General features: G+C 67.5%; 23 protein-coding genes. 10 read left to right on the forward strand and 13 right to left on the reverse strand.

What is annotated here, in order from left to right; genetic code table 11:
• The first annotated feature begins 47 nt into the window (after positions 1 to 47).
• Positions 48 to 344: a hypothetical protein gene (locus NMP03_RS10035; RefSeq protein WP_256505235.1), complete on the forward strand. Its 297-nt coding sequence runs from the start codon at positions 48 to 50 to the stop codon at positions 342 to 344.
• 82 nt (positions 345 to 426) lie between these two features.
• The gene (gene clpB / locus NMP03_RS10040) at positions 427 to 3,006 is read left to right on the forward strand and encodes an ATP-dependent chaperone ClpB (protein WP_256505236.1); all 2,580 of its coding nucleotides are present in this window, start codon (positions 427 to 429) and stop codon (positions 3,004 to 3,006) included.
• A gap of 20 nt (positions 3,007 to 3,026) precedes the next feature.
• Here clpB and NMP03_RS10045 read toward each other — a convergent pair whose 3' ends face one another.
• Together NMP03_RS10045 and NMP03_RS10050 are read right to left on the reverse strand one after the other, a co-directional pair.
• Positions 3,027 to 4,307, reverse strand: a complete 1,281-nt coding sequence (locus NMP03_RS10045; protein ID WP_256505237.1) for an aspartyl/asparaginyl beta-hydroxylase domain-containing protein — start codon at positions 4,305 to 4,307, stop codon at positions 3,027 to 3,029.
• Between the two features lie 87 nt (positions 4,308 to 4,394).
• Positions 4,395 to 4,640, reverse strand: coding sequence for a hypothetical protein (locus NMP03_RS10050; RefSeq protein WP_256505238.1), 246 nt, complete (start codon positions 4,638 to 4,640; stop codon positions 4,395 to 4,397).
• Positions 4,641 to 4,780: 140 nt separating this feature from the next.
• Between NMP03_RS10050 and NMP03_RS10055 the strand changes: the two genes are divergently transcribed.
• A complete protein-coding gene (locus NMP03_RS10055; RefSeq protein WP_256505239.1) occupies positions 4,781 to 5,815 on the forward strand; it encodes a hypothetical protein in 1,035 nt (344 codons plus the stop codon).
• A gap of 95 nt (positions 5,816 to 5,910) precedes the next feature.
• On the opposite strand, the gene NMP03_RS10060 is transcribed toward NMP03_RS10055, so the two are convergent.
• Complete coding sequence (locus NMP03_RS10060; RefSeq protein WP_256505240.1) at positions 5,911 to 9,030, reverse strand: TonB-dependent receptor domain-containing protein; 3,120 nt, start codon at positions 9,028 to 9,030, stop codon at positions 5,911 to 5,913.
• Positions 9,031 to 9,288: 258 nt separating this feature from the next.
• Between NMP03_RS10060 and NMP03_RS10065 the strand changes: the two genes are divergently transcribed.
• Positions 9,289 to 9,798 carry a hypothetical protein gene (locus NMP03_RS10065; RefSeq protein WP_256505241.1) on the forward strand — a complete coding sequence of 170 codons (510 nt, stop codon included), beginning with the start codon at positions 9,289 to 9,291 and terminating at the stop codon, positions 9,796 to 9,798.
• Positions 9,799 to 9,810: 12 nt separating this feature from the next.
• On the opposite strand, the gene NMP03_RS10070 is transcribed toward NMP03_RS10065, so the two are convergent.
• Genes NMP03_RS10070 through xseA form a run of 3 tightly spaced genes read right to left on the reverse strand, consistent with a single transcriptional unit; the run spans position 9,811 to position 12,267 of the window.
• Positions 9,811 to 10,638, reverse strand: coding sequence for a M23 family metallopeptidase (locus NMP03_RS10070; protein WP_256505242.1), 828 nt, complete (start codon positions 10,636 to 10,638; stop codon positions 9,811 to 9,813).
• Complete coding sequence (locus tag NMP03_RS10075) at positions 10,635 to 10,829, reverse strand: DUF2093 domain-containing protein (RefSeq protein WP_406697591.1); 195 nt, start codon at positions 10,827 to 10,829, stop codon at positions 10,635 to 10,637. Before NMP03_RS10075 ends, NMP03_RS10070 begins: the two co-directional genes overlap by 4 nt.
• Positions 10,830 to 10,863: 34 nt before the next feature.
• Complete coding sequence (xseA, locus tag NMP03_RS10080; protein ID WP_256505244.1) at positions 10,864 to 12,267, reverse strand: exodeoxyribonuclease VII large subunit; 1,404 nt, start codon at positions 12,265 to 12,267, stop codon at positions 10,864 to 10,866.
• Here xseA and purD point away from each other — a divergent pair.
• Both purD and NMP03_RS10090 read left to right on the forward strand, forming a co-directional pair.
• Positions 12,266 to 13,531, forward strand: a complete 1,266-nt coding sequence (gene purD, locus NMP03_RS10085) for a phosphoribosylamine--glycine ligase (RefSeq protein ID WP_256505245.1) — start codon at positions 12,266 to 12,268, stop codon at positions 13,529 to 13,531. The two genes, xseA and purD, sit on opposite strands and share 2 nt — an antisense overlap.
• A gap of 62 nt (positions 13,532 to 13,593) precedes the next feature.
• Positions 13,594 to 14,286: a hypothetical protein gene (locus tag NMP03_RS10090; RefSeq protein WP_256505246.1), complete on the forward strand. Its 693-nt coding sequence runs from the start codon at positions 13,594 to 13,596 to the stop codon at positions 14,284 to 14,286.
• A 163-nt stretch (positions 14,287 to 14,449) separates the two neighbouring features.
• On the opposite strand, the gene NMP03_RS10095 is transcribed toward NMP03_RS10090, so the two are convergent.
• The gene (locus NMP03_RS10095) at positions 14,450 to 15,748 is read right to left on the reverse strand and encodes a hemolysin family protein (protein ID WP_256505247.1); all 1,299 of its coding nucleotides are present in this window, start codon (positions 15,746 to 15,748) and stop codon (positions 14,450 to 14,452) included.
• A 151-nt stretch (positions 15,749 to 15,899) separates the two neighbouring features.
• Here NMP03_RS10095 and NMP03_RS10100 point away from each other — a divergent pair, with 151 nt between their 5' ends.
• On the forward strand, positions 15,900 to 16,577 hold the full coding sequence (locus tag NMP03_RS10100) for an OmpA family protein (RefSeq protein ID WP_256505248.1): 678 nt from the start codon (positions 15,900 to 15,902) through the stop codon (positions 16,575 to 16,577).
• Between the two features lie 146 nt (positions 16,578 to 16,723).
• Here NMP03_RS10100 and NMP03_RS10105 read toward each other — a convergent pair whose 3' ends face one another.
• Together NMP03_RS10105 and NMP03_RS10110 are read right to left on the reverse strand one after the other, a co-directional pair.
• Positions 16,724 to 17,152, reverse strand: coding sequence for a nucleoside deaminase (locus NMP03_RS10105; protein ID WP_256508089.1), 429 nt, complete (start codon positions 17,150 to 17,152; stop codon positions 16,724 to 16,726).
• Positions 17,153 to 17,175: 23 nt separating this feature from the next.
• Complete coding sequence (locus NMP03_RS10110; RefSeq protein ID WP_256505249.1) at positions 17,176 to 17,412, reverse strand: hypothetical protein; 237 nt, start codon at positions 17,410 to 17,412, stop codon at positions 17,176 to 17,178.
• Positions 17,413 to 17,565: 153 nt separating this feature from the next.
• On the opposite strand from NMP03_RS10110, the gene rpmB reads away from it, so the two are divergent.
• Positions 17,566 to 17,862, forward strand: a complete 297-nt coding sequence (gene rpmB, locus NMP03_RS10115) for a 50S ribosomal protein L28 (protein ID WP_033920295.1) — start codon at positions 17,566 to 17,568, stop codon at positions 17,860 to 17,862.
• 107 nt (positions 17,863 to 17,969) lie between these two features.
• Here the strand turns inward: rpmB and NMP03_RS10120 are convergent, their stop codons facing one another.
• Positions 17,970 to 18,944, reverse strand: coding sequence for an esterase-like activity of phytase family protein (locus tag NMP03_RS10120; protein WP_256505250.1), 975 nt, complete (start codon positions 18,942 to 18,944; stop codon positions 17,970 to 17,972).
• Positions 18,945 to 19,120: 176 nt separating this feature from the next.
• On the opposite strand from NMP03_RS10120, the gene NMP03_RS10125 reads away from it, so the two are divergent.
• Complete coding sequence (locus tag NMP03_RS10125; RefSeq protein WP_256505251.1) at positions 19,121 to 19,498, forward strand: glycine zipper 2TM domain-containing protein; 378 nt, start codon at positions 19,121 to 19,123, stop codon at positions 19,496 to 19,498.
• 477 nt (positions 19,499 to 19,975) lie between these two features.
• On the opposite strand, the gene phbB is transcribed toward NMP03_RS10125, so the two are convergent.
• Genes phbB through NMP03_RS10140 form a run of 3 tightly spaced genes read right to left on the reverse strand, consistent with a single transcriptional unit; the run spans position 19,976 to position 24,002 of the window.
• On the reverse strand, positions 19,976 to 20,698 hold the full coding sequence (gene phbB / locus NMP03_RS10130) for an acetoacetyl-CoA reductase (RefSeq protein WP_256505252.1): 723 nt from the start codon (positions 20,696 to 20,698) through the stop codon (positions 19,976 to 19,978).
• A gap of 41 nt (positions 20,699 to 20,739) precedes the next feature.
• The gene (gene hemH, locus NMP03_RS10135) at positions 20,740 to 21,768 is read right to left on the reverse strand and encodes a ferrochelatase (RefSeq protein WP_406697596.1); all 1,029 of its coding nucleotides are present in this window, start codon (positions 21,766 to 21,768) and stop codon (positions 20,740 to 20,742) included.
• Positions 21,765 to 24,002, reverse strand: coding sequence for a xanthine dehydrogenase family protein molybdopterin-binding subunit (locus NMP03_RS10140; RefSeq protein ID WP_256505253.1), 2,238 nt, complete (start codon positions 24,000 to 24,002; stop codon positions 21,765 to 21,767). The genes hemH and NMP03_RS10140 overlap by 4 nt, the downstream gene beginning before the upstream one ends.
• Before the next feature lie 355 nt (positions 24,003 to 24,357).
• On the opposite strand from NMP03_RS10140, the gene lgt reads away from it, so the two are divergent.
• Positions 24,358 to 25,218: a prolipoprotein diacylglyceryl transferase gene (gene lgt / locus NMP03_RS10145; protein ID WP_256508091.1), complete on the forward strand. Its 861-nt coding sequence runs from the start codon at positions 24,358 to 24,360 to the stop codon at positions 25,216 to 25,218.
• The last annotated feature ends 25 nt before the right edge of the window (positions 25,219 to 25,243 follow it).

The following is a 25,243-nucleotide window of genomic DNA, read 5'->3' on the forward strand; positions in this document are numbered from 1 at the left end:
TCTTCGCCTAGTGCCGGATGCGGCACGGCAAATGGGGGTTTGGGGACATGGGCAACAGCCTGAAGAATTCGCGCTTCGTGGTCGAACGGCGGCTGGTCGAAGCCGCACGCGGCGACAGCAAAGCCTGCTACGAACTGGGGGTCATCTATGCCAGCGGCGCGCAAGGGGCCGCAGTCGACCTGATCGAGGCGCATAAATGGTTCAACCTGGCGGCGCAGTCGGGAAGCCAGGAAGCACAAATGTGCCGCGCCGAAATCGCCGGAGAGATGACCGCGCGCGAGATCGCTACCGCGCAAAAGGCGGCGCGTGCATGGCGTGCAGGAACGATGGCGCAGGCAGCCTGACGGGGAATGGCCGCCTGATCGAGGGTCCTTGTGTTGCAATCGGGCAACACTATGTTCGGTCCATCAACATTGGGTGGCGAACATGAACCTCGAAAAATTCACCGACCGCGCCAAGGGCTTTTTGCAGGCGGCGCAAACGATTGCGATCCGGCTGAATCACCAGCGGATCACGCCCGAGCATCTGCTCAAGAGCCTGCTCGACGACAATCAGGGCATGGCCGCCGGACTGATCGGCGCGGCGGGCGGCGACGCCAAGCGCGCGCTGGCCGAGACCGACGCGGCGATCGCCAAGCTGCCCGCGGTATCGGGATCGGGCGCGCAATCGACCCCCGGGCTCGACAATGACGCGGTGCGCGTGCTCGACCAGGCCGAACAGGTCGCGACCAAGGCGGGCGACAGCTTCGTCACCGTCGAGCGGCTGCTGCTCGCATTGGTGCTGTCGTCGACCACCGCCGCTGGCAAGGCGCTTGCTGCTGCGGGGGTGAAGGCAGAGGCACTCAACGCCGCGATCAACAGCCTGCGCGGAAACCGCGCCGCCGATACCGCGGGGGCCGAGGGCCGCTACGACGCGCTCAAGAAATTCGCGCGCGACCTGACCCAGGCGGCGCGCGACGGCAAGCTCGATCCGGTGATCGGCCGCGACGAGGAAATCCGCCGCACCGTGCAGATCCTGGCGCGCCGGACCAAGAACAACCCCGTGCTGATCGGCGAACCCGGGGTTGGCAAGACCGCGATCGCCGAGGGGCTCGCGCTGCGCATCGCCAATGGCGACGTGCCCGATACGCTCAAGGACCGCCGGCTGATGGCGCTCGACATGGGCAGCCTGATCGCGGGCGCGAAATATCGCGGCGAGTTCGAGGAGCGGCTGAAGGGCGTGCTCGACGAGGTGAAGGACGCCGAGGGCGAAGTCGTGCTGTTCATCGACGAGATGCACACGCTCATCGGCGCGGGCAAATCCGAAGGCGCGATGGACGCGTCGAACCTGTTAAAGCCAGCGCTGGCGCGCGGCGAACTGCATTGCATCGGCGCGACGACGCTCGACGAATATCGCAAGCATGTCGAGAAGGACCCCGCGCTGCAACGCCGCTTCCAGCCGGTGTTCGTCGGCGAACCCACGGTCGAGGATTCGGTGTCGATCCTGCGCGGGCTCAAGGACCGCTATGAGCTGCATCACGGCGTGCGGATCACCGACGCCGCGATCGTCGCCGCCGCCACGCTGTCGAACCGCTACATCACCGACCGCTTCCTGCCGGACAAGGCGATCGACCTGATGGACGAGGCGGCGAGCCGGCTGCGGATGGAGGTCGAGAGCAAGCCCGAGGAGATCGAGGCGCTCGACCGCCGCATCATCCAGCTCAAGATCGAGGCCGAGGCGCTCAAGAAGGAAAGCGATGCGGGATCGCGCGACCGGCTCGAGCGGCTGAGCACCGAGCTTGGCGGGCTCGAGGCGCAATCGGCGGCGCTGACCGAACGCTGGCAGGCCGAGAAGGTGAAGATCCAGTCCGAAGCCAAGCTGAAGGAACAGCTCGACGCCGCGCGGACCTTGCTCGAACAGGCGCAGCGCGAGGGCGACCTCGCGCACATGTCCGAGCTCACCTATGGCACGATCCCGACGCTCGAAAAACAGGTGGCGGCGGCGCAGGGCGCGACCGAGGGCGCGATGCTGCGCGAGGAAGTGACCGCCGACGACATCGCCGGAATCGTCAGCCGCTGGACGGGCATCCCGGTCGACCGGATGCTCGAGGGCGAACGCGCGAAACTGCTCAACATGGAAGAGGCGCTGGCCAAGCGCGTGATCGGCCAGCCACAGGCGGTGCGCGCAGTGGCGACCGCGGTCCGCCGCAGCCGTGCGGGGTTGCAGGACCCCAACCGGCCGCTGGGCAGCTTCCTGTTCCTCGGGCCGACCGGCGTCGGCAAGACCGAGCTCACCAAGACGCTCGCCGAATTCCTGTTCGACGATTCGAACGCGATGGTGCGGATCGACATGAGCGAATTCATGGAAAAGCATTCGGTTGCTCGGCTGATCGGCGCGCCGCCCGGCTATGTCGGCTATGACGAAGGCGGCGTGCTGACCGAAGCGGTCCGGCGCAGGCCCTATCAGGTGATCCTGTTCGACGAGGTCGAGAAGGCGCATGGCGACGTCTTCAACATCCTGTTGCAGGTATTGGACGATGGTCGTCTGACCGACGGACAGGGCCGCACCGTCGATTTCTCGAACACGATCATCATCCTGACGTCGAACCTCGGCAGCCAATATCTCACCAATCTGGCCGACGGCCAGTCGGTCGAAGACGTCGAACCGCAGGTGATGGAGGTCGTCCGCGGCCATTTCCGGCCCGAATTCCTCAACCGGCTCGATGAAATCATCCTGTTCCACCGCCTAGGCGCCGAGCATATGCAGCCGATCGTAGACATCCAGGTCGCGCGCGTGGGCAAGCTGCTTGCAGACCGTAAGATCACGATCACGCTCACCGATGCCGCGCGCGCGTGGCTCGGCCGGGTGGGCTATGACCCGGTGTACGGCGCGCGGCCGCTGAAGCGCGCGGTGCAGCGCTATCTGCAGGACCCGCTCGCCGACCTGATCCTTCGCGGCGACGTGCGCGAAGGCGCGACGGTGGCGGTCGACGAGGGCGACGGCGGGTTGGTGTTGACGGTGGGGTAAGGCGTGGGCGTCGTGCGCGATCAGTCGTGCACGGCGCCGAGCGTCCCCGGATCGAAGCCGCTGGCATCGGCGACGTCGAAATAGCGCCGCAGCAGCGCACGTTCCTGGACCGTGATGTACGGGTTCCACACGTCGAAGATCAGCACCACCCGTGGCTGGTCGCTGTCGTTCCATGCCTCGTGCTCGATCGTGTCGTCGAACACGAACGCCTCGCCCTCGTGCCATTGCCGTGTCTCGCCGCCGACGCGAAAGCCGCAGCCTTCGGGGACGATCAGCGGCAGATGGACGATCGCGCGTGCGTTGCTGACCCCGCTATGCGCCGGCAACCGGGTGTGCGGCTTGAGGATCGAGAAGAAGGCGGTCGGCGCGCGGCGCGGCATGTCGGCCATTGGCAGCTTCTCGAGCGCGCGCGCGGTAGCGGGGCAGCGGCGGCAGGCGTCATGATCGCGCTGGCCGAACCGCCACAGGTAGAACACGCTCCAGTCGAGCGAACGGTCGAGCGGGGTCCATTTGGTGGTCGGCGCGCCCGCGCCCATCGAGACGTAGGGGACGATGCCGTCGGCGCCCTGGTCGAGCAGCGAGAGCGCCTCGCGGCGAATGTCGTCGAACGCCGCCTCGATCGCGGGGAGCCACTCGAAATGGTCGCGGTCGAAGAATTCGTCGGCAGGCAGAAACGGGAAATGCAGCCCGTGGCATTCATTGGCGTAGATGCGGCGGCGGCCGAGCATCTTGTCGACGCACGCGTCGAAGCGCCGCAATTCCCGGCGTCCCGCGGTCGCGCGGATGTCGGTCAGGCCGCCTTCGACCAGATCGGCGAAGCGCCGCGCATTCGCTTCGACATAGGAGCGCGCATGATCGAGCACCGCGGCGAATTGCGGGGCGGGGTCGGCGATGCCCTGTGCCAGTTGCAGCAACGCCGACCAGCGGAAGGTGGCGAGCGCATATTCGTCGCGGCGTTCATGAAGTTCGGCAAGCCGGACGATCCCGCCGATATGCCGCTGGTCGAGGTCGAGCACGCGGTGCAGCGCGTCGCGCTCACCCGCGGGGTCGCCCTTGCGCCGGCGCGCGGTGGCGACGTTCATCCATAATTCGGGCGCCGAAGGATCGCCCTGCGTCGCCGCGATGAAATGGCGTTCGGCGGTATCGAGCCGGTCTGTTTCGAGCGCGAACATCCCCAGCGCGTTGTTCGCGATCGGGTTCTGCGGGTCGTGGTCGGTGGCGCGTTCGAACGCTGCGGCGGCAGCGCGCTGGTCCCGTCGGCCAAGCGCCGCCTGCGCCGATTGCAACAGATCGGCAATCATGCGTCGCGAATCGGTCAAGCGCGCAAACGTGCCGCGTTACGGGACCCGATCGACCCCGGATTCTTCGGTGCCTTCATCTCAAAGGCCTCACATTCCAGACGGACGGCCGCTGTTGCGATCGACCATGTCCTGCCCATTCTCCCGCGCGGCGCTGGCGATCAGGTCCCATTCGGCCTTGGTGCGGCATTCCTTGCGGCGTTTCACCAGTGAGCCGGTCTCGGCCGTTCGCTTGCAGATGCGGCGGTCGGCTGCGGGGGGCGCGTTCGGCGCCGCTGGCGCGGTTGTCTGCACCGGTGCCAGCGCGAGTATCGCGACGGTTAGATAAAACGACATGAAGGCTTCCTCTTCGACCATCGAGTTGATTTTTCGCAAGAGACCACAGCTTTGCGTGATTGCAAAGCGCCGAGTTGCCCAATCGAAACGCTGCGAGCGGTCGCTTGCCCGCCCGCCCGGCGGTGTGGCAACCAGCAGCGATGACCTTCGCCCATCCAGAACCAGCCCTCGATGCGATCGTCGGCGACCCCGATTGGCTGGCGCACCGCTATGACCCGGTCGCCGACGCGTTCCACTTCATTCGCGCGTCGCGCGCCGATCGTGCGAAGGCGGTGTTCTTGATCGACGAGTATCTGCCGGGCGCGCAATCGCCGCGACCGGTGCGCCGCGCCGCAGTTTTTGCGGCGGCGGCATTGCAGCCCAGAATCGGCTATCTGTTTCATTCGGCGTTTTGCTGTTCGACGCTGCTCGCCAACGCCTTTGAACTGCCGGGCACCGCGATGACGCTGAAGGAACCGATGCTGCTCAACGACCTGATCGGCTGGCGTAGGCGCGGGGCGCCGCCGCGCGATCTGGCCGAGCGGCTCGATCATGCGCTGCTTGCGCTCGGGGCGAGCGTGCCCCCGGGCGAGACACTGCTGATCAAACCGTCGAACGTCGTGAACGCGCTGGCACCCGCGATGCTGGCGCTGCGCGCAGAGTCGCGCGCGCTGCTGCTGCACGCGCCACTGGCGACCTTCGTGGCGTCGATCGCGTCGAAGGGGATGTGGGGGCGGCTTTGGGTGCGCGACCTGTGGGCCAAGCTCGACGCCGATGGAATGTGTGCACTCGGCTTCGAACCCGGCGAGGCCCCAAAGCAAACCGACCTGCAGATCGCAGCGATGGGGTGGCTGGCGCAGCACCGGCTGTTCGCAGGAATGGTGGCGCGCTTCCCGGGGCGGGTGGCGACGCTCGACAGCGCTGCGCTGCTCGCCGATCCGCAGCGAACGGTGGCCGCGGTCGCCGACTTCTTCGGGCTTGGGCTCGACGACGCCGGCCTCGCGGCGATTGCTAGCGGCAGCGCGTTTTCGCGCAACGCCAAATCGGGCGAGGCATTCGGCGTGCGCGAGCGCGAGGCGGTGCATGCCGGCGCAATCGACGCGAATCGCGACGAGATCGAGAAGGTGGTGGCATGGACGAAGGCGGTCGCCGACCGCAACGGCATCGCGCTGGAGCTAGCAGCAGCGTTGCTCTGACGCCCCGCGCCTAGCCTGCCGGCAACGCCGATCGAAACGCAAAAAGGGCGGCCCCATCGGGACCGCCCTTCTTTGCACCAGCGTCGATCCGAAGATTAGAAGCGGATGCGCGCGCTTGCCGAGAAGCGACGACCGACCGCGTCGTAGGTCGACGGATAGGTGTTGCCGCTGTTGTATGCGGTCGAACCGATGGTGTTGCCGACCAGCGGTGGCTGCTTGTCGAACATGTTCATCGCGGCGACCGAGAAGGTGAAGTTCTCGGTCACGGCGTAGCGGACCGTCAGATCGAAATAGTCGTACGGCTCGATCGTGTTGAAGTCGTACGTGCCCGCTGGCTCGTCGATCGTGCCGGCAAAAGCGGCATCATCGACGCTGTCGGCGAACTCGTAGTCGACCCGGTCGATGTGGCGCCACAGCAGCGACACGTCGACGTCGTCGAACGACAGCGTGGTGCGCTGCGACCAGCTGAACTCGGGCTGGATCGACGCGCAGTTGGCCGAATACAGACCGACGCATTCGCGCAGGATGCTGTCGTCCGACGACGCGTTCGCGTTGAACTGGCTGCGGTTGGTCCAGTTGCCATTGAAGCCCAGCGACAAACCGAAAATGCCGAAGTCGCGGGTGTAGTTGGCGGTCAAATCGACGCCGTCGGTCTTGATGAACCCAAGGTTCGACAGCGTGATCGGCAGGCCGAGGGTGGTCGAGGGATCACCCGAGAGCGAACCGTCGATCGGATTGCGACGGATCGCAAGGCATGCCGGGTTGGTGACGCTGAGTGCATCGAAGCACGCGCTGACGACGTCGTCGGGGGTCGGCGACGACACCGCACCGTCTACGACGATGTGGTAATAGTCGATCGACGCCGAGAAGCCCGGCAGGAAGGTGGGGGTGAACACCGCACCCGCCGACCAGCTGTCCGATTCCTCGGGAAGCAGGTTGACGTTGCCGCCGCCGGTCGACTGCGCCTGACCCGAGGTCGGGACTGCAATCTGGCCGATCGATGCCGCCGGCGCGCCCTGCGCGATGCAAACGTCGCGAAGGACGCCGGTCGGGATCGCACGGCCGCCGATCGGGATGCCGGCATCGGTCAGGTTGGCGCAGGGATCGTCGGCCAGGTTGGTCAGCGTGGTATTCACCGGGCTGAACAATTCGCCGATGTTCGGCGCACGGACCGCACGGCTGTAGTTACCGCGGAACTTGATCCCGTCGAACGGCTCCCACTGGCCACCGACCTTCCAGGTCGTGGTGTTGTAGCTGGGATCGCCAACCGCATCGACGGTATAGCTCGAATAGCGCACGCCGCCTTCGACCTGCAGCAGGTTGAAGAAGGGACGATCGGCAACCAGCGGAACGATCAATTCGCCGACGGCTTCGTAGACGTCATAGCCACCGTCGATGTTCGGAGCCGCGCCGCCTGCGCCGCCCAGATCGCCGCTCTGCGAGAGCGAGTCCGACTGCTGGCTGGCGGTGTACTTGCGATATTCGCCACCGACCGCGAAGCCGATATTCTCGGTCGCCAGCGGCGATGCGAAGCCGAAGTCACCGCTGATCGTGCCGCGTGCCTGCGCCTGCGTGGTGCGGACGAGCACCGAACTGTTGCCGGTCAGGAAATCGATCGTGTCGGGGGTGATCGATCCTTCCGGACCGAAGAAATTGACCGGAACGCAGCCATTGGCATCGTTCTGGCAGGTGACCGTCCCCGTTGCCGGATCGCGATTGACCAGCAGCGACTGCTGCACGCGCGAGTTGAGCGTGTAGCCCTGGATGAGCTGGAAGTTCTCGCTCTCGCCATACGACCCGAACAGATCGTAACCGATGTTCGAGGTGATATCCCCACGAACGCCAGCGCGATAATCGAAGAAGGTCGTCGTGAATTCCGACACGCGGGGTCCGACTTCGGTCGCACGGCGCGACAGCTGCACGCCGGTGACTTCGCGATAATTGGGGTCGGTGCGGCCGGTAGCGGTTGCCGCCGCGGCGCATTCAGCCGCGGTGAAGCGCGGCGTATAGCCCACTGCCGAATTGGTATCGAAGCCGCAGAAGGCGCTCCGCTGCGCGCCGCTCAGGAACGGGTTGTTCAAACCAACCGTCACAGGAACCGCGAACGCACCCGACGGAGCGATGATGGTGCTGACGGTGTTCTTCGAGAAGATCGCGCGGTTGTAGACCTCGACATTGTCCGAAATCTGGTAGTTCGCCGCTGCATAGATGTTGTAGCGCTCGAACGGCGTCTGGAAGATGTTGTCGGGGTTGAAGTTGAACGGCGTGAACGCTGCGGTCGGCCGGAAGGCGTTGCCCGCTGCGTTTACCTGACGGTTGCCCTGGACCGCGTTGCACGCGATCTGGCCCGCAGCACCGCAGCCCGACGTGATCGAATCGGCACCGGTGGGGTTTACCCCGGTGAAGCGCGACGGGACCGAGGTGCCCGAGCCGCCAACGCCACCGGTGAACGAATCGACCTGGAAGCGCGAGATCGCACGGTCGCCCTGGAACACGGGGTCGGCCTGCTGATAGCCGATGCTGAGCACCGCGTTGCCGCGGCCGTCGTCGAAGTTGGCACCGACGGTCAGATCGGCGCGGAAGATCGCGCCGTCGCCCTGTTCGGCGATCTGGTTCGACAGGTTGAGGTCGATACCGGCGAAATCGGTGCGCGTGATGAAGTTGACCACGCCCGAGATGGCGTCCGCGCCGTAGGTGGTCGATGCGCCGCCCGTCAGCACGTCGACGCGCTGGACCAGTGCCAGCGGCACGTTGTTCAAATCGAACTGGCCCTGCAGCGTGCCGGGAACCAGGCGAACGCCGTCGAGCAGGACGAGGTTGCGGTTCGAGCCGAGGCCGCGAAGATTGACGAACGATGCGCCGCCATTGCCGTTGTTGACCGCCGAACCGACCGACGGGACGACGCCCGGCAGTTCGCGAAGCAGTTCTTCAGCGACGTTAGCCTGCTGCAGATCGATTTCGTCGGCACCGATGACGCTGACCGGGTTCGACGCGATGAGGTTGGGATTGCGGATCAGCGAGCCGGTGACGACGATGTCCTGGCCGGTAATTGCGGCTTCGTCCTGAACGTTCTCGGTCGGGCTGCCGGTGTTGGGCTGCTCGGTGACGGTCTCGGTCGACTGCGGCGCAACCTGTGCGAACGCAGGTGCGGCGACGACGGTCGCGCCGATCATCAGCGTCGAGGCGAGCAACCGCTGGCGGGTTAGCTTCTTCATTGGTGTTCGTTCCCTCTGAACGGCGGCGTTTGCACCGCGCTGGTTCGCTGCCGGTCCCTAAACCGACAATGGTCGTTTGGTAGGGTTTTGATGCGGTTCGGCGCAATCCTCTTTCGCAGTGCAGCGGGTTTTCGACACGGATGGTGATATTATCGTCACAGTTCTGTCGCATGCCCGACTTCGCTAAGACGCCTGCGCGGAATAGCTGCGACACCAAACATCGATTGGGGGACGGGTATGAAAGTCGGATTATGGACGGTGGCTGCACTGATCGTGGCGACCCCTTGCGCAGCGCAGGATCAGAACGAGGGCGAGCGCGCATCGGTGCTTGCCGACGCGCTGGCGAAATGCCCTGCGATCGCCGCCGATGCCGAGCGGCTCGCCTGCTTCGATCGCACCAGCGCGGCGCTGTTGGCGGCGCGCGAAGCCGGCAATCTGGTGTTCGTCGATCGCGAAGGAATGCGCACCGCCAAGCGCGCGGTGTTCGGTTTCTCGCTGCCCAAGATCAAGCTGTTCGGCGATGGCCGCAGCGATCGCGCCGAACCCGAAGTGCGCGAGATCGACAGCGTTCTGGCGTCGGTGCGCCAGGCGGGGAACGGTATCTACCTGCTCGCGCTCGCCGATGAATCGCAGTGGCAGACGACCGAGGCGCGTACCGGCTTCTTCCCCAAGGCGGGCAAGCCGGTGAAGATCGAAGCCGGCCTGCTGGGCAGCTATAGCGCGAGCATCGACGGCAAGCGCGCGATCAAGGTCAAGCGGATCCGCTGAACCCCTCGCTGCCTACCCCGGCATCGGCCCCGCCACCAGCAGCGGGTCGATGCGGGCGTCGTGCCATTTCATGCTCCAGTGGAGATGCGGCCCGGTCGCGCGGCCGGTCGCGCCGATCGCGCCGATCGGCTGGCCGCGGCGGACGCTCGCGCCTTCGCGGACGTCGATGCGCGACAAATGCAGGAACGCGCTGTTGAGCCCCATGCCGTGGTCGAGCATCAGCAGATTGCCCTCGAGCGTGAAGGGCGACGCTGCGGCCAGGATCACGACGCCGTCGGCGGGGGCGACGATGGTGGTGCCGCCAGGGCGCGCGACGTCGACCCCCGAGTGATAGGCGCCGGGTTCGCCGCGATAGATTCGCTGCGACCCGAACAGCCCCGAGATGCGGCCGGTTACCGGCCAAACGAATGGCTGCCGCCAGCCCTGCGCGGCGGTCACCTTGGCGCGCGCAGCGGCGATGCGCGCGAGTTCGGGGGTGCGCAGCTTCAGGAACTCGGCCGAGGGGCGCGACTGGCGCGCGAGCGTGTTGAGCCGCTCGATCCGCCAGGCACGCGGACGGATCGCGAGCGTCTGGCGCAGCGTCTCGCCATCGATCCGCGTGGCGGCGAGGATCGCGTTGGCCGGCTGGTCGCGATCGAAGGCGACGACGAAGCGGCCGTCGCGCGCGACTTCGACAGGCTCCCCGTTCAGCGTCAACTGGGTGGTGCCGGCGGGCGCGGTGCCGAGGACACGGCCGCCTTGGATCAGATCGCCGTCGAGTGCGAAGGGCGCGGTTTGCGCGGCAACGCTGATCGGCGCGAGGACACACAGCAATGCAGCAACCGCCATCCGGCGGTTCATGCGGCGGTCATCGCCCGGGTCGCGATGTCGGCGCTGGCATAGGCTTCCTGCCGCGCGACGTTCCAATAGCGCAGCGCCTCGAGCGCGATCGGCTCGCCGGTCACCGCGCACACGACATGGTCGCCATTGGCGAGCACGCGAAAGCCATTGGCCATGTAATGCAGCTTCGCCACCCGGCCGGATTGGGTCATCAACACGAAATTCGTTCCTTACACGGTGCGCCGGTTACAGCAGGCTGGGCTGTTCGGGGCTCGGCGCAGCATATGCCTTGGCACCGCCGCGCTCAACCCGCGCGTCGATGGTGCCGTCGCGGAAGTGGAGGATGAGCGCGCCTGCCGCGCGGGCGGCGGCGGTGTCGGCGACGACCTTGCCCGATCCCCCCTTGCCCGATCCCTTGGCCTCGACCCTGGCATAGCCGCGTTCGAGCGGCGCGTCGGGGTTCACCGACAGATGCAGCCGCTCCATCGCCGCGAGCGCGGCGCGCGCGCCCGCCAGCCGCTGGTTGAGCATCGCCGGGCGCAGCACCGCGCCCGCGCGATCGAGCTGGCGCCGTCCGGCATCGAGCCGGCGTTCGAGCCCGCGCGAGAGGCGCGCGGCCAGATCGTCGGTCTTCTGCCGCTGCGGCCCGAGCAGCGCGTCGCGCCGGGGCAGCACGCGCACCAGCGCATCGAGCCGCTCGCGCCTGCGCTCCTGATAGCGCCGGACGCAGCGTTCGGTGCGGAGCCCCAGCATCGCGATGGTGTCGGCCAGCTCGGCGCGGACGGGGACCGCGATCTCGGCGGCGGCGGTCGGCGTGGGTGCCCGCAGATCGGCGGCGTGGTCGCACAGCGACGTATCGGTCTCGTGCCCAACCGCCGAAATGATCGGGATCGAGCACCCCGCCACCGCGCGAACCACGGCCTCCTCGTTGAACGCCCACAAATCCTCGATCGAGCCACCGCCGCGCGCGACGATCACCAGGTCGGGCCGGCGCACCGGGCCGTCGGCGGGCATCGCGTCGAACCCGCGCACCGCAGCGGCGATCTCCTCGGCCGCGCCCTGCCCCTGCACCTTGACCGGCCACACGATGACATGGCTGGGGCAGCGTTCGCCCAGCCGATGGAGGATGTCGCGGATCACCGCGCCGGTGGGCGAGGTGACGACGCCGATCGTGCGCGGCATGAAGGGCAAGGGCCGCCGCGCCTTCGACTTGGCGAACAGCCCCTCGGCCTCGAACCGCGCCTTGTTGCGTTCGAGCAGCGCCATCAGCGCGCCCTCGCCCGCCAGCTCCATCCGCTCGATGACGATCTGGTATTTCGATCGGCCGGGATAGGTGGTGAGCTTGCCGGTGGCGATCACTTCGATCCCGTCGGCGGCGGCGAAGGGAAGCGCCGCGGCTGCCCCCTTCCACATCACGCCGTCGATCACCGCCTTGTCGTCCTTCAGGCACAGATACACATGTCCCGAGCTCGCGCGCTTATAGCCCGAAATCTCACCCTTCAGCCGGACATGGCTGAATTCGCCCTCGACCATCCGCTTGAGCTTCATCGACAGGTCGCCGACGCTGAGCGGTGCTGCGTTGTCCCCTGCGCGGCTCTCGGCTACCAGCCCAAGTTCATCGTTATTGGGCATGAAGAAGGGATCGGCCATGAACGTCCTGCTATTGGGATCGGGAGGGCGTGAACATGCGCTCGCATGGCGGCTGGCGCAATCGCCGCGGCTTGGGAAACTGTTCGCCGCACCGGGCAATCCGGGGATCGCCGCGCATGCCGAATGCGTCGATCTGGTGCCGACCGACCAGCGCGGGGTGATCGATTTCTGCCTGCGCAACTCGATCGGCCTGGTGGTGATCGGCCCCGAGGCGCCGCTGGTGGCGGGGCTTGCCGACAATCTGCGGACGATGGGGATCGCGGCGTTCGGCCCCGGTAGCGATGCCGCGCGGCTCGAGGGGTCGAAGGGCTTCACCAAGGACCTGTGCGCGCGTGAGGATATCCCGACCGCGGGCTATGCGCGCGTCACCTCGCTCGCCGGCGCGCGCGCGGCGCTGACCGATTTCGGCTGGCCGGTGGTGCTGAAGGCCGATGGGCTCGCGGCGGGCAAGGGCGTGACGATCGCGATGAACCCGCAAGAGGCCGAGGCAGCGCTGACGGCGCTGTTCGACCATCCCGGCGCCGAGGCGGTGATCGAGGAGTTCCTGACCGGCGAGGAAGCCAGCCTGTTCGTGCTGACCGACGGCACCACGCTGATGCCGTTCGGATCGGCGCAGGACCACAAGCGCGTCGGCGATGGCGATACCGGGCCCAACACCGGCGGCATGGGTGCTTATTCGCCCGCACCGGTACTGACCCCCGCGCTCGAGCAGGCCGCGATCGACCAGATCGTGCGCCCGACCGTCGAAGCGCTGGCACGCGCGGGAACGCCCTATTCGGGGGTGCTGTATGCCGGGCTGATGCTCACCAATACCGGCCCCAAGCTGATCGAATATAATTGCCGCTTCGGCGATCCCGAATGCCAGGTGCTGATGCTGCGGTTCGAGGACGACCTGCTCGAATTGCTGCTGGCGACGGCAGAGGGGCGGCTGGGCGACCTGCCGCCGCCGCGCTTCGCCGATGCAACCGCGCTGACGGTGGTGATGGCAGCGAACGGCTATCCGGGCACCCCCGAGCTCGGCGGCGCGATCGAGGGTATCGCCGCCGCCGAGGCGAGCGGCGCGCGGGTGTTCCAGGCGGGCACCCGCACCGAAGGCGACACGCTGGTGGCGACGAGTGGGCGCGTGCTCGCGGTCACCGCCAGCGGCGCGACGGTGACGCAGGCGCAGGCCGCAGCCTATCGCGCGGTCGATGCGATCGCCTTCCCCACCGGCTTCGCGCGCCGCGACATCGGCTGGCGCGAAGTGGAACGCGAAGCCGACTGAGACGTCTCTCCCGCGTTCCGGAAACCCTTGGACGCCCCGAAAAAGAACTGCGAACACAGCCCATGGTCAGTACGACAACCGCCGCCAACCCCGTCGCCGCAACGCCCGCCGGCGCTGCCGAGGCCTTCATGCCGCTGACGATCACCCATCTGGTGCTGATCGCGCTGGCGATCGTCGCGACGATCGTGATGATCTGGTGGGGCAGCCAATTGAAGCAGCGGCGGGACGCCGAACGCCGCGAGATCGAGGAGCGCGCGCGGACCGAGGCCGAGCGGCCGAGCGTGCCGCCAGCGCCGTCGATCGCGCGCGAAGCCGTTGCGCCCGCGCCGATCGCCCCGCCGCCGGTCGACATCGCCCCGCCACCGCCCGAGCCGGCGCCTATGCCCGAACCGGTCGTGGTTGCCACGCCCGCACCGATCGCGCCGTCACCGCCGCCGCTGGTCGATACCGAAGTGCCAGGCATGCCGCCGGTAATGCCGGTGCCCGCGCCGACGCCCGGGCCTGCCGTCGACCTTCAGGATCTGACGACGCTCAAGGGGCTGGGGCCCAAGGTTGCGGGCCAGCTCAACGCGCTGGGGATCGTTACCGTCGCCGATCTGGCCGAATTGTCGGCCGACCGCGCGCAGGCAATCGACGCCCAACTGGGGGCCTTTACCGGTCGGATGGGGCGCGACCGCTGGATCGAACAGGCGCAGCTGCTGATCGCGGGCGACCGTGCGGGGTACGAAGCCAAGTTCGGCAAATTGGGGGGCTGAAGCGGGCCAAGAGGGATAGGGCGTGGAGATGGGGCCCAAACCCCGACGCCCTATCCGTTCGTTTCGAGCGTAATCGAGAAACCTGCACATCGCTGGACCCGCTTCTCGACTTCGCCCGAAACGAACGGAAATGTGCGCTCGGCGTCCGCGGGGCCTCTCGCCGCTAGCCCTGTTCCTCGACCAGCAATTTGTCGATCTTGCGCCCGTCCATGTCGACGATCTCGAAGCGCCAGCCCTGTTCGACGAAGCTTTCGCCCTCGTGCGGCAGGCGCTTGAGCACCGACAGCGCCAGCCCCGCGACGGTCGCGTAATCGCGATCCTCGGGCAGGTCGATGCCGATCCGGTCGGCGAGCGAATCGGCGGCCATCTGCCCCGACACCAGCAGCGACCCGTCGTCGCGAACGACGACGCGCTCTTCCTTGTCGAAGTCCGAATGCCCATCGCCGGCGATCGCCGCGAGCAGGTTTGCAGGCGTCACGATGCCTTCGAAATGGCCATATTCGTCATGGACGAAGCCCATCGCGACTTCGGCGCGGCGCAGCGCCCCCAGCGCGTCCATCGCGTCAACCTGATCGGGCAGCACCGGCGCGGGGCGGACCAAGGCGCGCAGGTCGAGCGTTACCCCTTCGATCAACGCGGTCACCAGATCGCGCGCCTGCACCACGCCGATCACCGCATCGACCGACCCCTCGCCCACCGGCAGCCGGGTGTGCGGGGTCGTGCGCAGCCGTTCGAGGATCGCCTCGGGTGAGAGCGTGAGGTCGATCCAGTCGACATCGGTGCGCGGGGTCATGATCTCGCGGACCGGGCGATCCGCCAGCCGAACCACGCCCGAGATGATCGAACGCTCATGCTCTTCGATCACCCCCGACTTCGTCGCCTCGGATACGATCAGATGGAGTTCCTCGGCGGTCACGCGGTTTTCCGATTCGCGGCTGAGCCCCAGGATCTTGAAGACCAGCCCGGTGGTCGAATCGAGCAGCCACACCAGCGGCGCGGTCGCGGTCGAGATCCAGCCCATCGGGCCGGCGATCCACGACGCGATCGCCTCGGGCGCGCGAAGCGCGAATTGCTTTGGCACCAGCTCGCCGACGATCAGCGACAAATAAGTGGTGACGGCGATCACCGAGGCGAAGCCGATCGTCTGCGCGAGCTCGGCCTCGACCCCGAGCAAGGCGATTCGCGCGCCGACCGGCCCGCCCAGGCTCGCACCCGAATAGGCGCCCGCCAGAATCCCGATCAGCGTGATGCCGATCTGCACCGTGGAGAGGAATTTGCCCGGACTGTCGGACAGCGCCAGCGCCGAGCGCGCACCGCGGACCCCGGCGCGCGCCATCGCCTCGAGCCGCGCGGGGCGCGACGACACCAGGGCGAGTTCGGACATCGCGAACACGCCGTTGAGCGCGATCAACGCGAAGATGATCGCGCAGTCGATCCAGGGAAAGGGAGGGAGGTTGTCCATCGGGGGCCCGCGATTCCTACGCGCAATAGGCAGGTACGTTCAAGCCGGCAGATAGACCTCGTACAGCTTCCAGTCAGTGCGCATGCGGAACAAGTCTCGCGTCGGGCGGTTTTGCGCCCGAGTGTTCAGAAAATACGTCAGGGGAACTATCATGCGTATTGCGTCCAAATTCATGCTTACCGCCGCCATCGCCTCGCTGGGGATCACCAGCGCCTGCGTCACCGATCCGGTGACCGGCGAGCGCAGCATTTCGAAGGCCGCGATCGGCGGCATCGGCGGCGTCGTCGGCGGTTATCTGCTGGGCGACCTGGTCGGCGGTCGCCGCGACCGTACCGAGAAGATCCTGGGCGCGGGCATCGGCGGCCTCGCCGGCGCGGGCATCGGCGCGTATATGGACCGCCAGGAGCGCGACCTTCGCGCCAGCACTGCGGGCACCGACATCGACGTCATCCGCCAGGGCGACGACCTGATCCTGCAGATGCCGTCGGGGATCACCTTCGCCTACGACAGCGCGAGCATCCAGCCGCAATATCGCGGCACGCTCGACCGCGTCGCCGACGTGCTGTCGCGCTACGAGCAGACCTATGTCGATGTGTACGGCCACACCGATTCGACCGGGTCGGACAGCTACAACCAGGGCCTGTCGGAGCGGCGCGCGGTATCGGTTGCCGATTATCTGACGCAGCGCGGCGTAGCATCGGCGCGGATGGCGACCCGCGGCTATGGCGAATCGCAGCCGATCGCCTCGAACGAGACCGAGGAAGGTCGCGCCGAGAATCGCCGCGTCGAAGTGAAGCTGGTGCCCATTACCGACAACGACGTCCGCTAAGGCGGTATTCTACCCTATCGTCATGCCGGGCTCGACCCGGCATCCAGGCGGGCCACAAGCCGCGAGCTTCGCGTCGACGGCCCGCCTGGACCCCGGATCAAGTCCGGGGTGACCGCCGGGGGTAGCGAGGCGCCTTCAACCCGGCCTCAGCGCCGCCCCGCGAAAAATGCCCGCAGCAACGCCGCCGCCTCGCCCTCGCCGATCCCGGGATAGATTTCGGGGCGGTGGTGGCAGGTCGACTGGCCGAAGAAGCGCGGGCCGTGCTCGACCGCACCCCCCTTGGGATCGGGCGCGGCATAATAGAGCCTGGCGATCCGTGCGTGCGCGATCGCCCCCGCACACATCGCGCAGGGCTCAAGCGTCACCCAAAGATCGCAATCCTCGAGCCGGTCGCGTCCCAGCGCCGCCGCCGCCGCGCGAATCGCGACGATCTCGGCATGCGCGGTAGGGTCGCACGTCGCGCGCGGGGCATTGGCGCCGGTGGCGACGATCGTGCCCCGATGGACCACGACCGCGCCGACCGGTACTTCGCCCGCTACACCCGCCGCGGCCGCCGCATCGAGCGCGGCGCGCATCGGCGGCGGCATCGCGAACACGCTTATCGCGGCGCGCCGTCGGCCTTTTCGACCGATACCGCAGGTACTTCGACGGTCTTGTTGACCGTGCCGACATCGACGGTGCCCATATCGGCCTTGAATTCGGGCGCCTGCCCGCCTTCGATCTTGATCGAGGGTAGTTGCGCCTGCTGGGTCTGGTCGAGGCTGAGCATCCCCGTCGCCATCAATCCAATCACCACCAGCGCGGCAAGGCCGAGCAACACAAGAATGGCACGCATTAGTCAGCCCTCCACAAATCGAAACGACACCGTAATAACGCGCCTTCCAGCGACTCGGTTGCACGGCTGCGCGACTGAATCGGTTGACTGACGCCGACATGTCGGATAGTGGCGCCTGCTTTCCGGGCAACCCCGAAACTCAGGATTAAACGCATGTCGCGCATTTGCGAGCTGACCGGCAAGGGCCGGCAGGTGGGCCACAACGTATCCCACGCCAATAACAAGACCAAGCGCACGTTCCTGCCGAATCTGCAGAACGTCACGCTGATGTCGGACGCGCTGGGCACCAGCGTTCGCCTGCGCGTTTCGACGCACGGGCTGCGCTCGGTCGAGCATGTCGGCGGGCTGGACAACTGGCTGGCCAAGACCAGCGAGACCGACCTGTCGCTTCGCGCACGTCGCCTCAAGCGCGAAGTCGCCAAGAAGCTCGACGGCGCCAAGGCCGCCTGATCGCTGCCGCCGCTTTGCGCGGTGGCTGGTGAGAGATCGAAAAGGACCGGGTCGCCGCTTGCGCGGTGGCCGGGTCCTTTCGTCGTTTGCGGTTGGCGTGGCTGCGGTCAGGCGTCGAGGCGGAACTTCAGCAGCAACGTCCGCTGCGGGAATTGCTGGTTGTCGTCGGACACGACCCAGATGACGGTCGCATCGCCCTCACGCAGCGCGGTGACGCCTTCGAAATTATCGAACAGGGTGGGTGGTGCGAGCGTCGCGATCTCGCGGCCCCGCACGGTAGCGCCGGGGGCGATCGCCGCGACATCGACCAGCGTGAGCTTCGCGGTAAAGCCATAGGGCAGCCCGAAGGCGCGGTTGAGGACCAGCAGCCGGCTGTCGGGCAACTGCACCGCATCGACTGGTCTGAAGCCCGCGGGCGGCCGGTACAGGAAGCGATAGCCGTCCTCGGGGGCCGCCACCGGATCGCCGGCAAAGCGAATCGCATGACGAAGCCCGCGCTTTTCCCTGGGGCGGCTGCTTTCGGACAGGACGACGACGCTGCCATCGGCGAGCCGCGCCATCGCCTCGGCGCCGCCGGCCTCGGGCCAATCGCGCATCGCGCGCGGCGCGGCATGGCCCGTCGCGGTGCGAAGGTCGGCGGAATAACGCCAAATCTGGTTGTGATGCTCGAACCCCACCCAGGCGGTGCCGCTTTCGCGATCGAAGGCGAGCGATTCGCTGTCGCGGTCGCGCTTCTGCCAGCCCGTGCCGGGGCCATCGGGCAGCGCCCAGGCGCGAACGTCCTGCAGCGTTGCGGGCAGGCGCAGCCGGAACGACAATAGGTTGCCGCCATCGCCCATCAGCGTGAAGCGATCGCCCGCGACCGCGATCCCCGAATAGCCGCCGCGTCCCTGCCCGGTTTCCTGCAGATGGACCCCGCCCAGATAGGTGAGCCCGCCGACGCGCTTTTGCGCGGGATCGCCGGGCACGATATCGACCGCGGTGGCGGTGACGCGCACATTGCCCGGCAGCTGCACCCGCGCGGGCCCCGAATAATCGTGCACGAACACGAGCAGCAGCAGCACCGACCAGGTTATTCGCATCGGCGCGCCCTAGCCGTTGTTCGGGCGCCGCTCCACCCGACTTTTCCTGAACCGAGAATAACAGCGGCATTCAGGGTTGGTGCAATGCGAATCACCTAGAAGGATTGCATCGACGGCAAACGAGCGATCCGGCGCCGACGAAAAAATTTTGGTTCAAGGGATCGAGGAGATCATCCATGTTCAAGAAACTCAGCATCGCTACCGCCGCCATCGCCATGGGCGCTACCTCGCTGATCGCACCGACGGTCGCATCGGCAGCACCCACCGCGATCACCGCCACGAGCTTTGATGCCGGCGTGACCGAATATCAGCGCTATCGCGACCGCGATCGCCGCTATTACGGCAACCGCAACAACAACCGTCGGACGCCGCAGCGTTGCAGCAGCACCGAAGGCACCGTGATCGGTGCGGTCGCAGGTGGCCTGCTGGGCAACACTGTCGCGGGCAACGGCAACCGGTTGCTGGGCACGGTCATCGGCGGCGGCGCAGGCGCGCTAGCCGGTCGCGAAATCGACCGCTCGGGCCAGCCGCGCCGGTGCGCACGCAACCGCTAAAGCTTTCCAGTTTCTCGTGTTGCGTATCGAGAGTTCCCTCGCGTAGCGTATCGAGGGTGAGGGTCGGTTCCGAAAGGAGCCGGCCCTCAATTTTTGTGCGAAGGCGCGGCCACGCCCGCGTCGGTGCGCGCAGCGCATCGCGCAAAACGGACGGCGGGCCGGCAGCGCCGAACCCGTCCGACGGTGGCGGCTTTGCCGGCGCTCTTACTGTTTTTTCCTAAGCCCTATCCCCTCCGGGTAGAGGTTTGGGAGAGGAGCTGCAATCGAGCGCATCGGCCTGCCTCTGCCCCGCGCGTCCAGGGCTTACGCCGATATCGCTTGCCCTCTCCCCGGAGGGGAGAGGGACAGACGGAAGAAGCGCCGCCGGCAAAGCCGGCGCGTCGGTCGGGTTCGGCGTTGCCGACCCGCCGGCCGTGCCGGGCGCCGCGCGCGGCTTCGCCTTGCGAACCGGCGCGGGCGTGGCCGCGCCTGCGCCCGTCAGTACATATGTTGCCCGCCGTTGATGCTCAGCGTCGAACCGGTCACGAACCCGCCCTCTTCCGAGCACAGGAACGCAACCCCGCGCGCGATCTCGCTCGCCTGGCCCAGCCGGCCGACGGGGATCTTGGCGACGATCTTTTCAAGCACTTCGGGCGGCACTGCCGCCACCATGTCGGTGTCGATATAGCCCGGCGCGATCGCGTTGACCGTCACGCCGGCGCGCGCGCCTTCCAGCGCCAGCGCCTTGGTGAAGCCGTGGATTCCCGATTTGGCGGCGGCATAGTTGACCTGGCCGTACTGGCCTGCCTGGCCGTTGATCGAGCCGATATTGACGATCCGCCCCCATTTGCGCTCGCGCATGCCGGGGAACACCGCCTTGGCCATGTTGAAGCAGCCGCCCAGATTGATGCGGATCACGTCTTCCCACATGTCCTTCGACATTTTCAGGATCGTGCCGTCGCGGGTGACGCCGGCATTGTTGACCACCACGTCGACCGGCCCCAGCTCGGCGGCGACCTTGGCGCAGCCTTCCTGGCAGGCGTCGTAATCGCCGACGTCCCAGCGGTAGGCGGCGATGCCGGTGCGCTCGGTGAAGGCGCGCGCCTTTTCATCGTTGCCACCGTAGTTCGCCGCGACGGTCATGCCCATTTCCTGGAGCGCGAGGCTGATCGCCTCGCCGATTCCGCGCGTACCGCCGGTGACGATTGCTACCCGTGCCATGCTTGTCCTCTCCTAGTTTTTCGCGGGCTAGGCTAGGCGGGCTATACCCAACCGGCAAGCTCCCGCGTCAGCAATGTCTTGAGCATGTTCACCCCGACCTCGCTCGCGTTGAGGCAGGGAAGATAGGCGAAATGGGTGCCGCCGGCTTCCTCGAAGCTCTCGCGGCCGCGGATCGCGAGCTCCTCGAGCGTCTCGAGGCAATCGGCCGAGAAGCCCGGCGCGAAGATCGCGACGCGGGTGATCCCCTTGGGCGGCATCGCCTCGAGCGTCTCGTCGGTCGCGGGCGTAAGCCATTTGGCGGGGCCGAAGCGCGACTGGAACGCCACCGTCATCTCGCGGCCCATCGCTTCGCCGAGCAACCGCGCGGTCTTGCGGCAATGGCAGTGATAGGGGTCGCCGAGGTCGAGCGTCCGCTGTGGCATGCCGTGAAAGCTGGCGATCAGCGCCTGGGGTTCGAAATCGAGCCCCGCCAGCCCCTCCTCGATCGAAGCCTTGAGCGCGGCGATATAGGTTGGGTCGTCGTGATAGGGCGGCAGCGTGCGCAGCGCGGGCTGCCAGCGCTGCGTTGCGAGCTGCGCGAACGCCTTGTCGTTGGCGGTCGCGGTCGTCGCGGCGCAATATTGCGGGTAGAGCGGCGCGAGCAGGATCCGCTCGCAGCCGGCATCCTTCATCGCCTGCAGCCGATCGCCGATCGCCGGGCGGCCATAGCGCATCGCCCAATCGACCATGACGTTGGGCCCGAACGCCCCCTGCAGCGCGACCGACTGCGCCTTGGTGACCGCGGCGAGCGGCGACCCGTCCTCGCTCCACACCTGTTCATACGCCTCGGCGGATTTCTTGGGCCGGGTGTTGAGGATGATGCCGCGCAGGATCGGCTGCCACGCGATCGGCGGAATCTCGACCACGCGGCGATCGGAGAGGAATTCGGCGAGATAGCGCTTCACCGACTTGGTGTCGGGGCCATCAGGGGTGCCGAGGTTCATCAGCAGCACGCCGATCTTGCGCGCCATGACCGGCGGATGCTCGGGGGGCAGATGCGCGTGGGACAAGGTACCGGGGGGCGAGTTCATGGGCGTGACGGGTCCAGTGGCAGGCGGCGCAGGCGGATGCCCGATGCCGCAACGATGGCGTTGGCGATCGCCGGAGCGACCGGGGGAATAGCGATTTCGCCGACCCCACCGGGATCGGCCTGGCTGCGGATCAGCTCGACGGTGATCTCGGGCATGTCGGCGAGCATTGGCAACCGCAGATCGGCGAGCCGGCGCGCATCTGCAACCCCTGCCTTTAGCCCGGTCGAGGCGCCGATCGCCTGCGCCATGCCGAACACCAGCCCGCCTTCGATCTGTTGCAGCACGATATCGGGGTTCACGATCCGCCCGCAATCGACCGCGGCGACGAGCCGATCGACGCGGACCCGTCCGGCTTCGAGCCGCGCTTCGGCGAGCACCGCGATGCTGCTGCCGCGAAACTGGTGGCAGGCGATCCCCTGCCCGCTGCCCGCGACCCCGCCCTGCCAGCCGCCGAGCGACGCGACGGTGTTGAGGCAGGCGGCGAGCCGCAGATTCTGGCCGAGCATCTGGATTCGGAAATAGCTCGCATCGGCCTGTGCCGCCTGCGCGAGTTCGTCGATGAAGCTTTCGGTGAAGAAGCATGACAGCGCATCGATCCCGCCGCGCAGATGGCCCGTCGGAAAGCCGAGATCGGCGGGGTGGTGGTCGATCGCGTGATTGGGAATCGCATAGGGCGGCACCGCGCCCGACACCGCCACCGCATCGCCGCGGCCGGGCAGCGCGAGCGACCAGGCGGTGGCGGCATCGCGCGACAAAAGCCGGTTCGCCATTTCGGTGCCGATCGCGGGGGCGCCGATCTTGGCCAGCCAGCCGCTCAGCCGGCCGTCGCGGTCGAGCCGCCCCGCCATCCGCGCGATCGCGGCGGGGCGCGGGCGGTCGCGCGCGATATCCTCGACGCGCGACCAGCTGAGTTGGACCGGGCGCGCCAGTTCGCGCGCGAGCAGCGCGGCCTGTTCGGCGGCTAGCGTCTCGAGCCCCGCGCCGAACGATCCGCCCGCCTGCATCACGATCACCGTCACTTGGTCCTCGCCGATACCGAGCACCCGCGCGGCGGCGGCGCGCGCGAGCATCGGCGCGAGCGTCGGCAGCCAGAGCCGCAGCCGGCCATCCTCGAAGGTCGCGGTCGCGGTGGTCGGCTCGATCGCCGCGTGGAGCCCGATCGCGGCGTGATATTCGGCGGTGAAGACGCGCGCGCCGCGGAACGCCGCGCCGACATCGCCCGCCTTGGCGATCCGGTCGCCCGGACCGTCGATCGCCGCGAGCAACGCCGCCTCGATACTGTCGGTCGAAGGCGCGCCGCCGCGGGTTTCGAAGCGGGGGCGGATCGCCCCGACCGCGCGATTGGCCGCCCACCAGTCGCTGCCGATCCCTGCAACCCAGGCTTCGTTCGCGACGACCTTCAGCACGCCGGGCAGATTGTCGGCGGCCTTGGCGTCGTACCCAACAAGCCGGGTATCGCCCAGCGGCCCCTGGCGGATCGAGGCGAAGACCATGCCGGGCAAGCGGATGTCGCCCGCGAAATTGACCGATCCGTCGACCTTGGCGGGCGAATCGAGCCGCGCGACCGGGGTGCCCGCCAGCCGCGCGACGTCATCGTTGCGCAGCGCGACCGCGTCCGGCAGTTCCTCGTCGGCGGCCAGCGCAGCGAGCTCGGCGAAGCGCATCCGCTGCTCGCCATGGACGACGAAGCCTTCGCCGGTGGTGCAGGCCTGCCAATCGACATCCCAGCTGCGCGCCGCCGCCTTGCACAGCAACACCCGCGCCGCCGCGCCCGCCTGGCGCAGGATCGGTTCGAAATGGCGAACCGCGCTCGATCCGCCGGTAAGCGTCAGCCGCATCGCATGGCTCGCCTGCGCGGCGGCGGGAACGGGAATGCGGTCGATCGCGTCGCCGAACAATTCGCGCGCGGCGAGCGGATTGGCGTAAAAGGGGCCGGGCGGCGCGGGCTCGACGCCGATCGTCCGCCAGTCGGCGCCAAGCTCGTCGGCGACGATCTGCGGCAGCACGGTATAGACACCCTGGCCGTGCTCGGTAACCGGCACCGCGACGATCACCCGGCGATCCTCGCCGATCTTGAGGAACGCGCCGAACGCGGTTTCGGTATCGCCCGCCGCCAGCGTCGGCACGTAATCGCGCGGCCACACCGCCCAGCCGACGACGAGCCCCAGCCCAGCGCCCCCGCCGATCAGCAGCCCGCGCCTGCTGATCCCCCCATGTCGCGCCGCCGATGCCATCGTGATCGGCTTATCGCGGCGACGCCGGGTGCGCCAGTGGTTGTGGGGCGTGTTGGCGCCCTTCCCCTCTTCTCCCCTCCCTGGAAGGGAGGGGTCGGGGGTGGGTCGGTTCGTAAGGGAACGGCGCGCCAGCCAATCGGCCTACCCACCCCCAGCCCCTCCCTTGCAGGGAGGGGAGCAAAAAGGGCGATCGGCCGTGCAAGCCGGCTGCGGCCTCCGAGCACGACGCTGTCACAGGACACCGGCCCTTCTCACCCTTCCAGCGAGGGGAGAATACAGCTCGTGACCTTGGCCGCATCGCACGCTACGACGCTGCCGATCGTTCCTACGCCCCAAGGACCCGCTCGTGCTCGACATGCTAAGCCAGGCCACCGGCCAGTATATCCATTTCGAGCAGCTGGGGCTCGATCCGGTTGCGCTCGACCTCGGCTTCTTCACGCTGAAATGGTATTCGCTCGCCTATATCGGCGGCATCCTGCTCGGCTGGTGGTATCTGCTCAAGCTGCTCGCGCGGCCCGGCGCGCCGATGGGGCGGCAGCATGCCGACGACCTGATCTTTTACGCGACGCTCGGCATCATCCTGGGCGGGCGGCTCGGCTATATCCTGTTCTACCGCCCCGATTTGTTCCTCAAGCCCTTGCAGGTGCTCAAATTGTGGGACGGCGGCATGTCGTTCCATGGCGGGGCGATCGGCGTGATGATCGCGATCATCGTGCTGGCGCGCAAATACGGGCTCAACTGGCTGCGGGTTCACGATTATGTCGCCTGCGCGGTGCCGTTCGGGCTGTTCTTCGGCCGGCTGGCGAACTTCGTGAATGGCGAATTGTGGGGCCGCGCGACCGACGTGCCCTGGGCGGTCGTCTTCCCACGCACCGGAATGGACGTGCCGCGCCACCCCAGCCAGCTGTACGAGGCCGGGCTCGAAGGCATCGCATTGTTCCTGGTGCTCGCGTTCTTCTTCTGGCGGACCCAAGCGCGCTACCAGCCGGGCAAGCTCGTCGGCATCTTCCTGCTCGGCTATGGCGCGTCGCGCTTCTTCGTCGAATATTTCCGCGAGGCCGACGAGCAGCTGATGTGGCTGCAACAGGCGACCGGGCTCAACATGGGGCAATATCTGTGCATGCCGATGATCCTGGGCGGCGCGTATCTGATCGCGACCGCCAAGGGCCGGCGCCAGCGGGTGGAAAGCATCGCCGGCCGCGAGAGCGTGGCGTGAGCCCAACTGCTCCCCTCCCGCTTGC

Source organism: Sphingomonas qomolangmaensis (assembly GCF_024496245.1).
GTDB lineage: Bacteria > Pseudomonadota > Alphaproteobacteria > Sphingomonadales > Sphingomonadaceae > Sphingomonas > Sphingomonas qomolangmaensis.

What these genes read in the sequence shown, in the direction of transcription:
- NMP03_RS10035 (WP_256505235.1), top strand. Translation starts at nt 48, where the DNA reads ATGGGCAACAGCCTGAAGAATTCGCGCTTCGTGGTCGAACGGCGGCTG.
- clpB (WP_256505236.1), top strand. Translation starts at nt 427, where the DNA reads ATGAACCTCGAAAAATTCACCGACCGCGCCAAGGGCTTTTTGCAGGCG.
- NMP03_RS10045 (WP_256505237.1), bottom strand. Translation starts at nt 4,307, where the DNA reads ATGATTGCCGATCTGTTGCAATCGGCGCAGGCGGCGCTTGGCCGACGG.
- NMP03_RS10050 (WP_256505238.1), bottom strand. Translation starts at nt 4,640, where the DNA reads ATGTCGTTTTATCTAACCGTCGCGATACTCGCGCTGGCACCGGTGCAG.
- NMP03_RS10055 (WP_256505239.1), top strand. Translation starts at nt 4,781, where the DNA reads ATGACCTTCGCCCATCCAGAACCAGCCCTCGATGCGATCGTCGGCGAC.
- NMP03_RS10060 (WP_256505240.1), bottom strand. Translation starts at nt 9,030, where the DNA reads ATGAAGAAGCTAACCCGCCAGCGGTTGCTCGCCTCGACGCTGATGATC.
- NMP03_RS10070 (WP_256505242.1), bottom strand. Translation starts at nt 10,638, where the DNA reads ATGAACCGCCGGATGGCGGTTGCTGCATTGCTGTGTGTCCTCGCGCCG.
- NMP03_RS10075 (WP_406697591.1), bottom strand. Translation starts at nt 10,829, where the DNA reads ATGACCCAATCCGGCCGGGTGGCGAAGCTGCATTACATGGCCAATGGC.
- purD (WP_256505245.1), top strand. Translation starts at nt 12,266, where the DNA reads ATGAACGTCCTGCTATTGGGATCGGGAGGGCGTGAACATGCGCTCGCA.
- xseA (WP_256505244.1), bottom strand. Translation starts at nt 12,267, where the DNA reads ATGGCCGATCCCTTCTTCATGCCCAATAACGATGAACTTGGGCTGGTA.
- NMP03_RS10090 (WP_256505246.1), top strand. Translation starts at nt 13,594, where the DNA reads ATGGTCAGTACGACAACCGCCGCCAACCCCGTCGCCGCAACGCCCGCC.
- NMP03_RS10095 (WP_256505247.1), bottom strand. Translation starts at nt 15,748, where the DNA reads ATGGACAACCTCCCTCCCTTTCCCTGGATCGACTGCGCGATCATCTTC.
- NMP03_RS10100 (WP_256505248.1), top strand. Translation starts at nt 15,900, where the DNA reads ATGCGTATTGCGTCCAAATTCATGCTTACCGCCGCCATCGCCTCGCTG.
- NMP03_RS10105 (WP_256508089.1), bottom strand. Translation starts at nt 17,152, where the DNA reads ATGCGCGCCGCGCTCGATGCGGCGGCCGCGGCGGGTGTAGCGGGCGAA.
- NMP03_RS10110 (WP_256505249.1), bottom strand. Translation starts at nt 17,412, where the DNA reads ATGCGTGCCATTCTTGTGTTGCTCGGCCTTGCCGCGCTGGTGGTGATT.
- rpmB (WP_033920295.1), top strand. Translation starts at nt 17,566, where the DNA reads ATGTCGCGCATTTGCGAGCTGACCGGCAAGGGCCGGCAGGTGGGCCAC.
- NMP03_RS10120 (WP_256505250.1), bottom strand. Translation starts at nt 18,944, where the DNA reads ATGCGAATAACCTGGTCGGTGCTGCTGCTGCTCGTGTTCGTGCACGAT.
- NMP03_RS10125 (WP_256505251.1), top strand. Translation starts at nt 19,121, where the DNA reads ATGTTCAAGAAACTCAGCATCGCTACCGCCGCCATCGCCATGGGCGCT.
- phbB (WP_256505252.1), bottom strand. Translation starts at nt 20,698, where the DNA reads ATGGCACGGGTAGCAATCGTCACCGGCGGTACGCGCGGAATCGGCGAG.
- hemH (WP_406697596.1), bottom strand. Translation starts at nt 21,768, where the DNA reads ATGAACTCGCCCCCCGGTACCTTGTCCCACGCGCATCTGCCCCCCGAG.
- NMP03_RS10140 (WP_256505253.1), bottom strand. Translation starts at nt 24,002, where the DNA reads ATGGCATCGGCGGCGCGACATGGGGGGATCAGCAGGCGCGGGCTGCTG.
- lgt (WP_256508091.1), top strand. Translation starts at nt 24,358, where the DNA reads ATGCTAAGCCAGGCCACCGGCCAGTATATCCATTTCGAGCAGCTGGGG.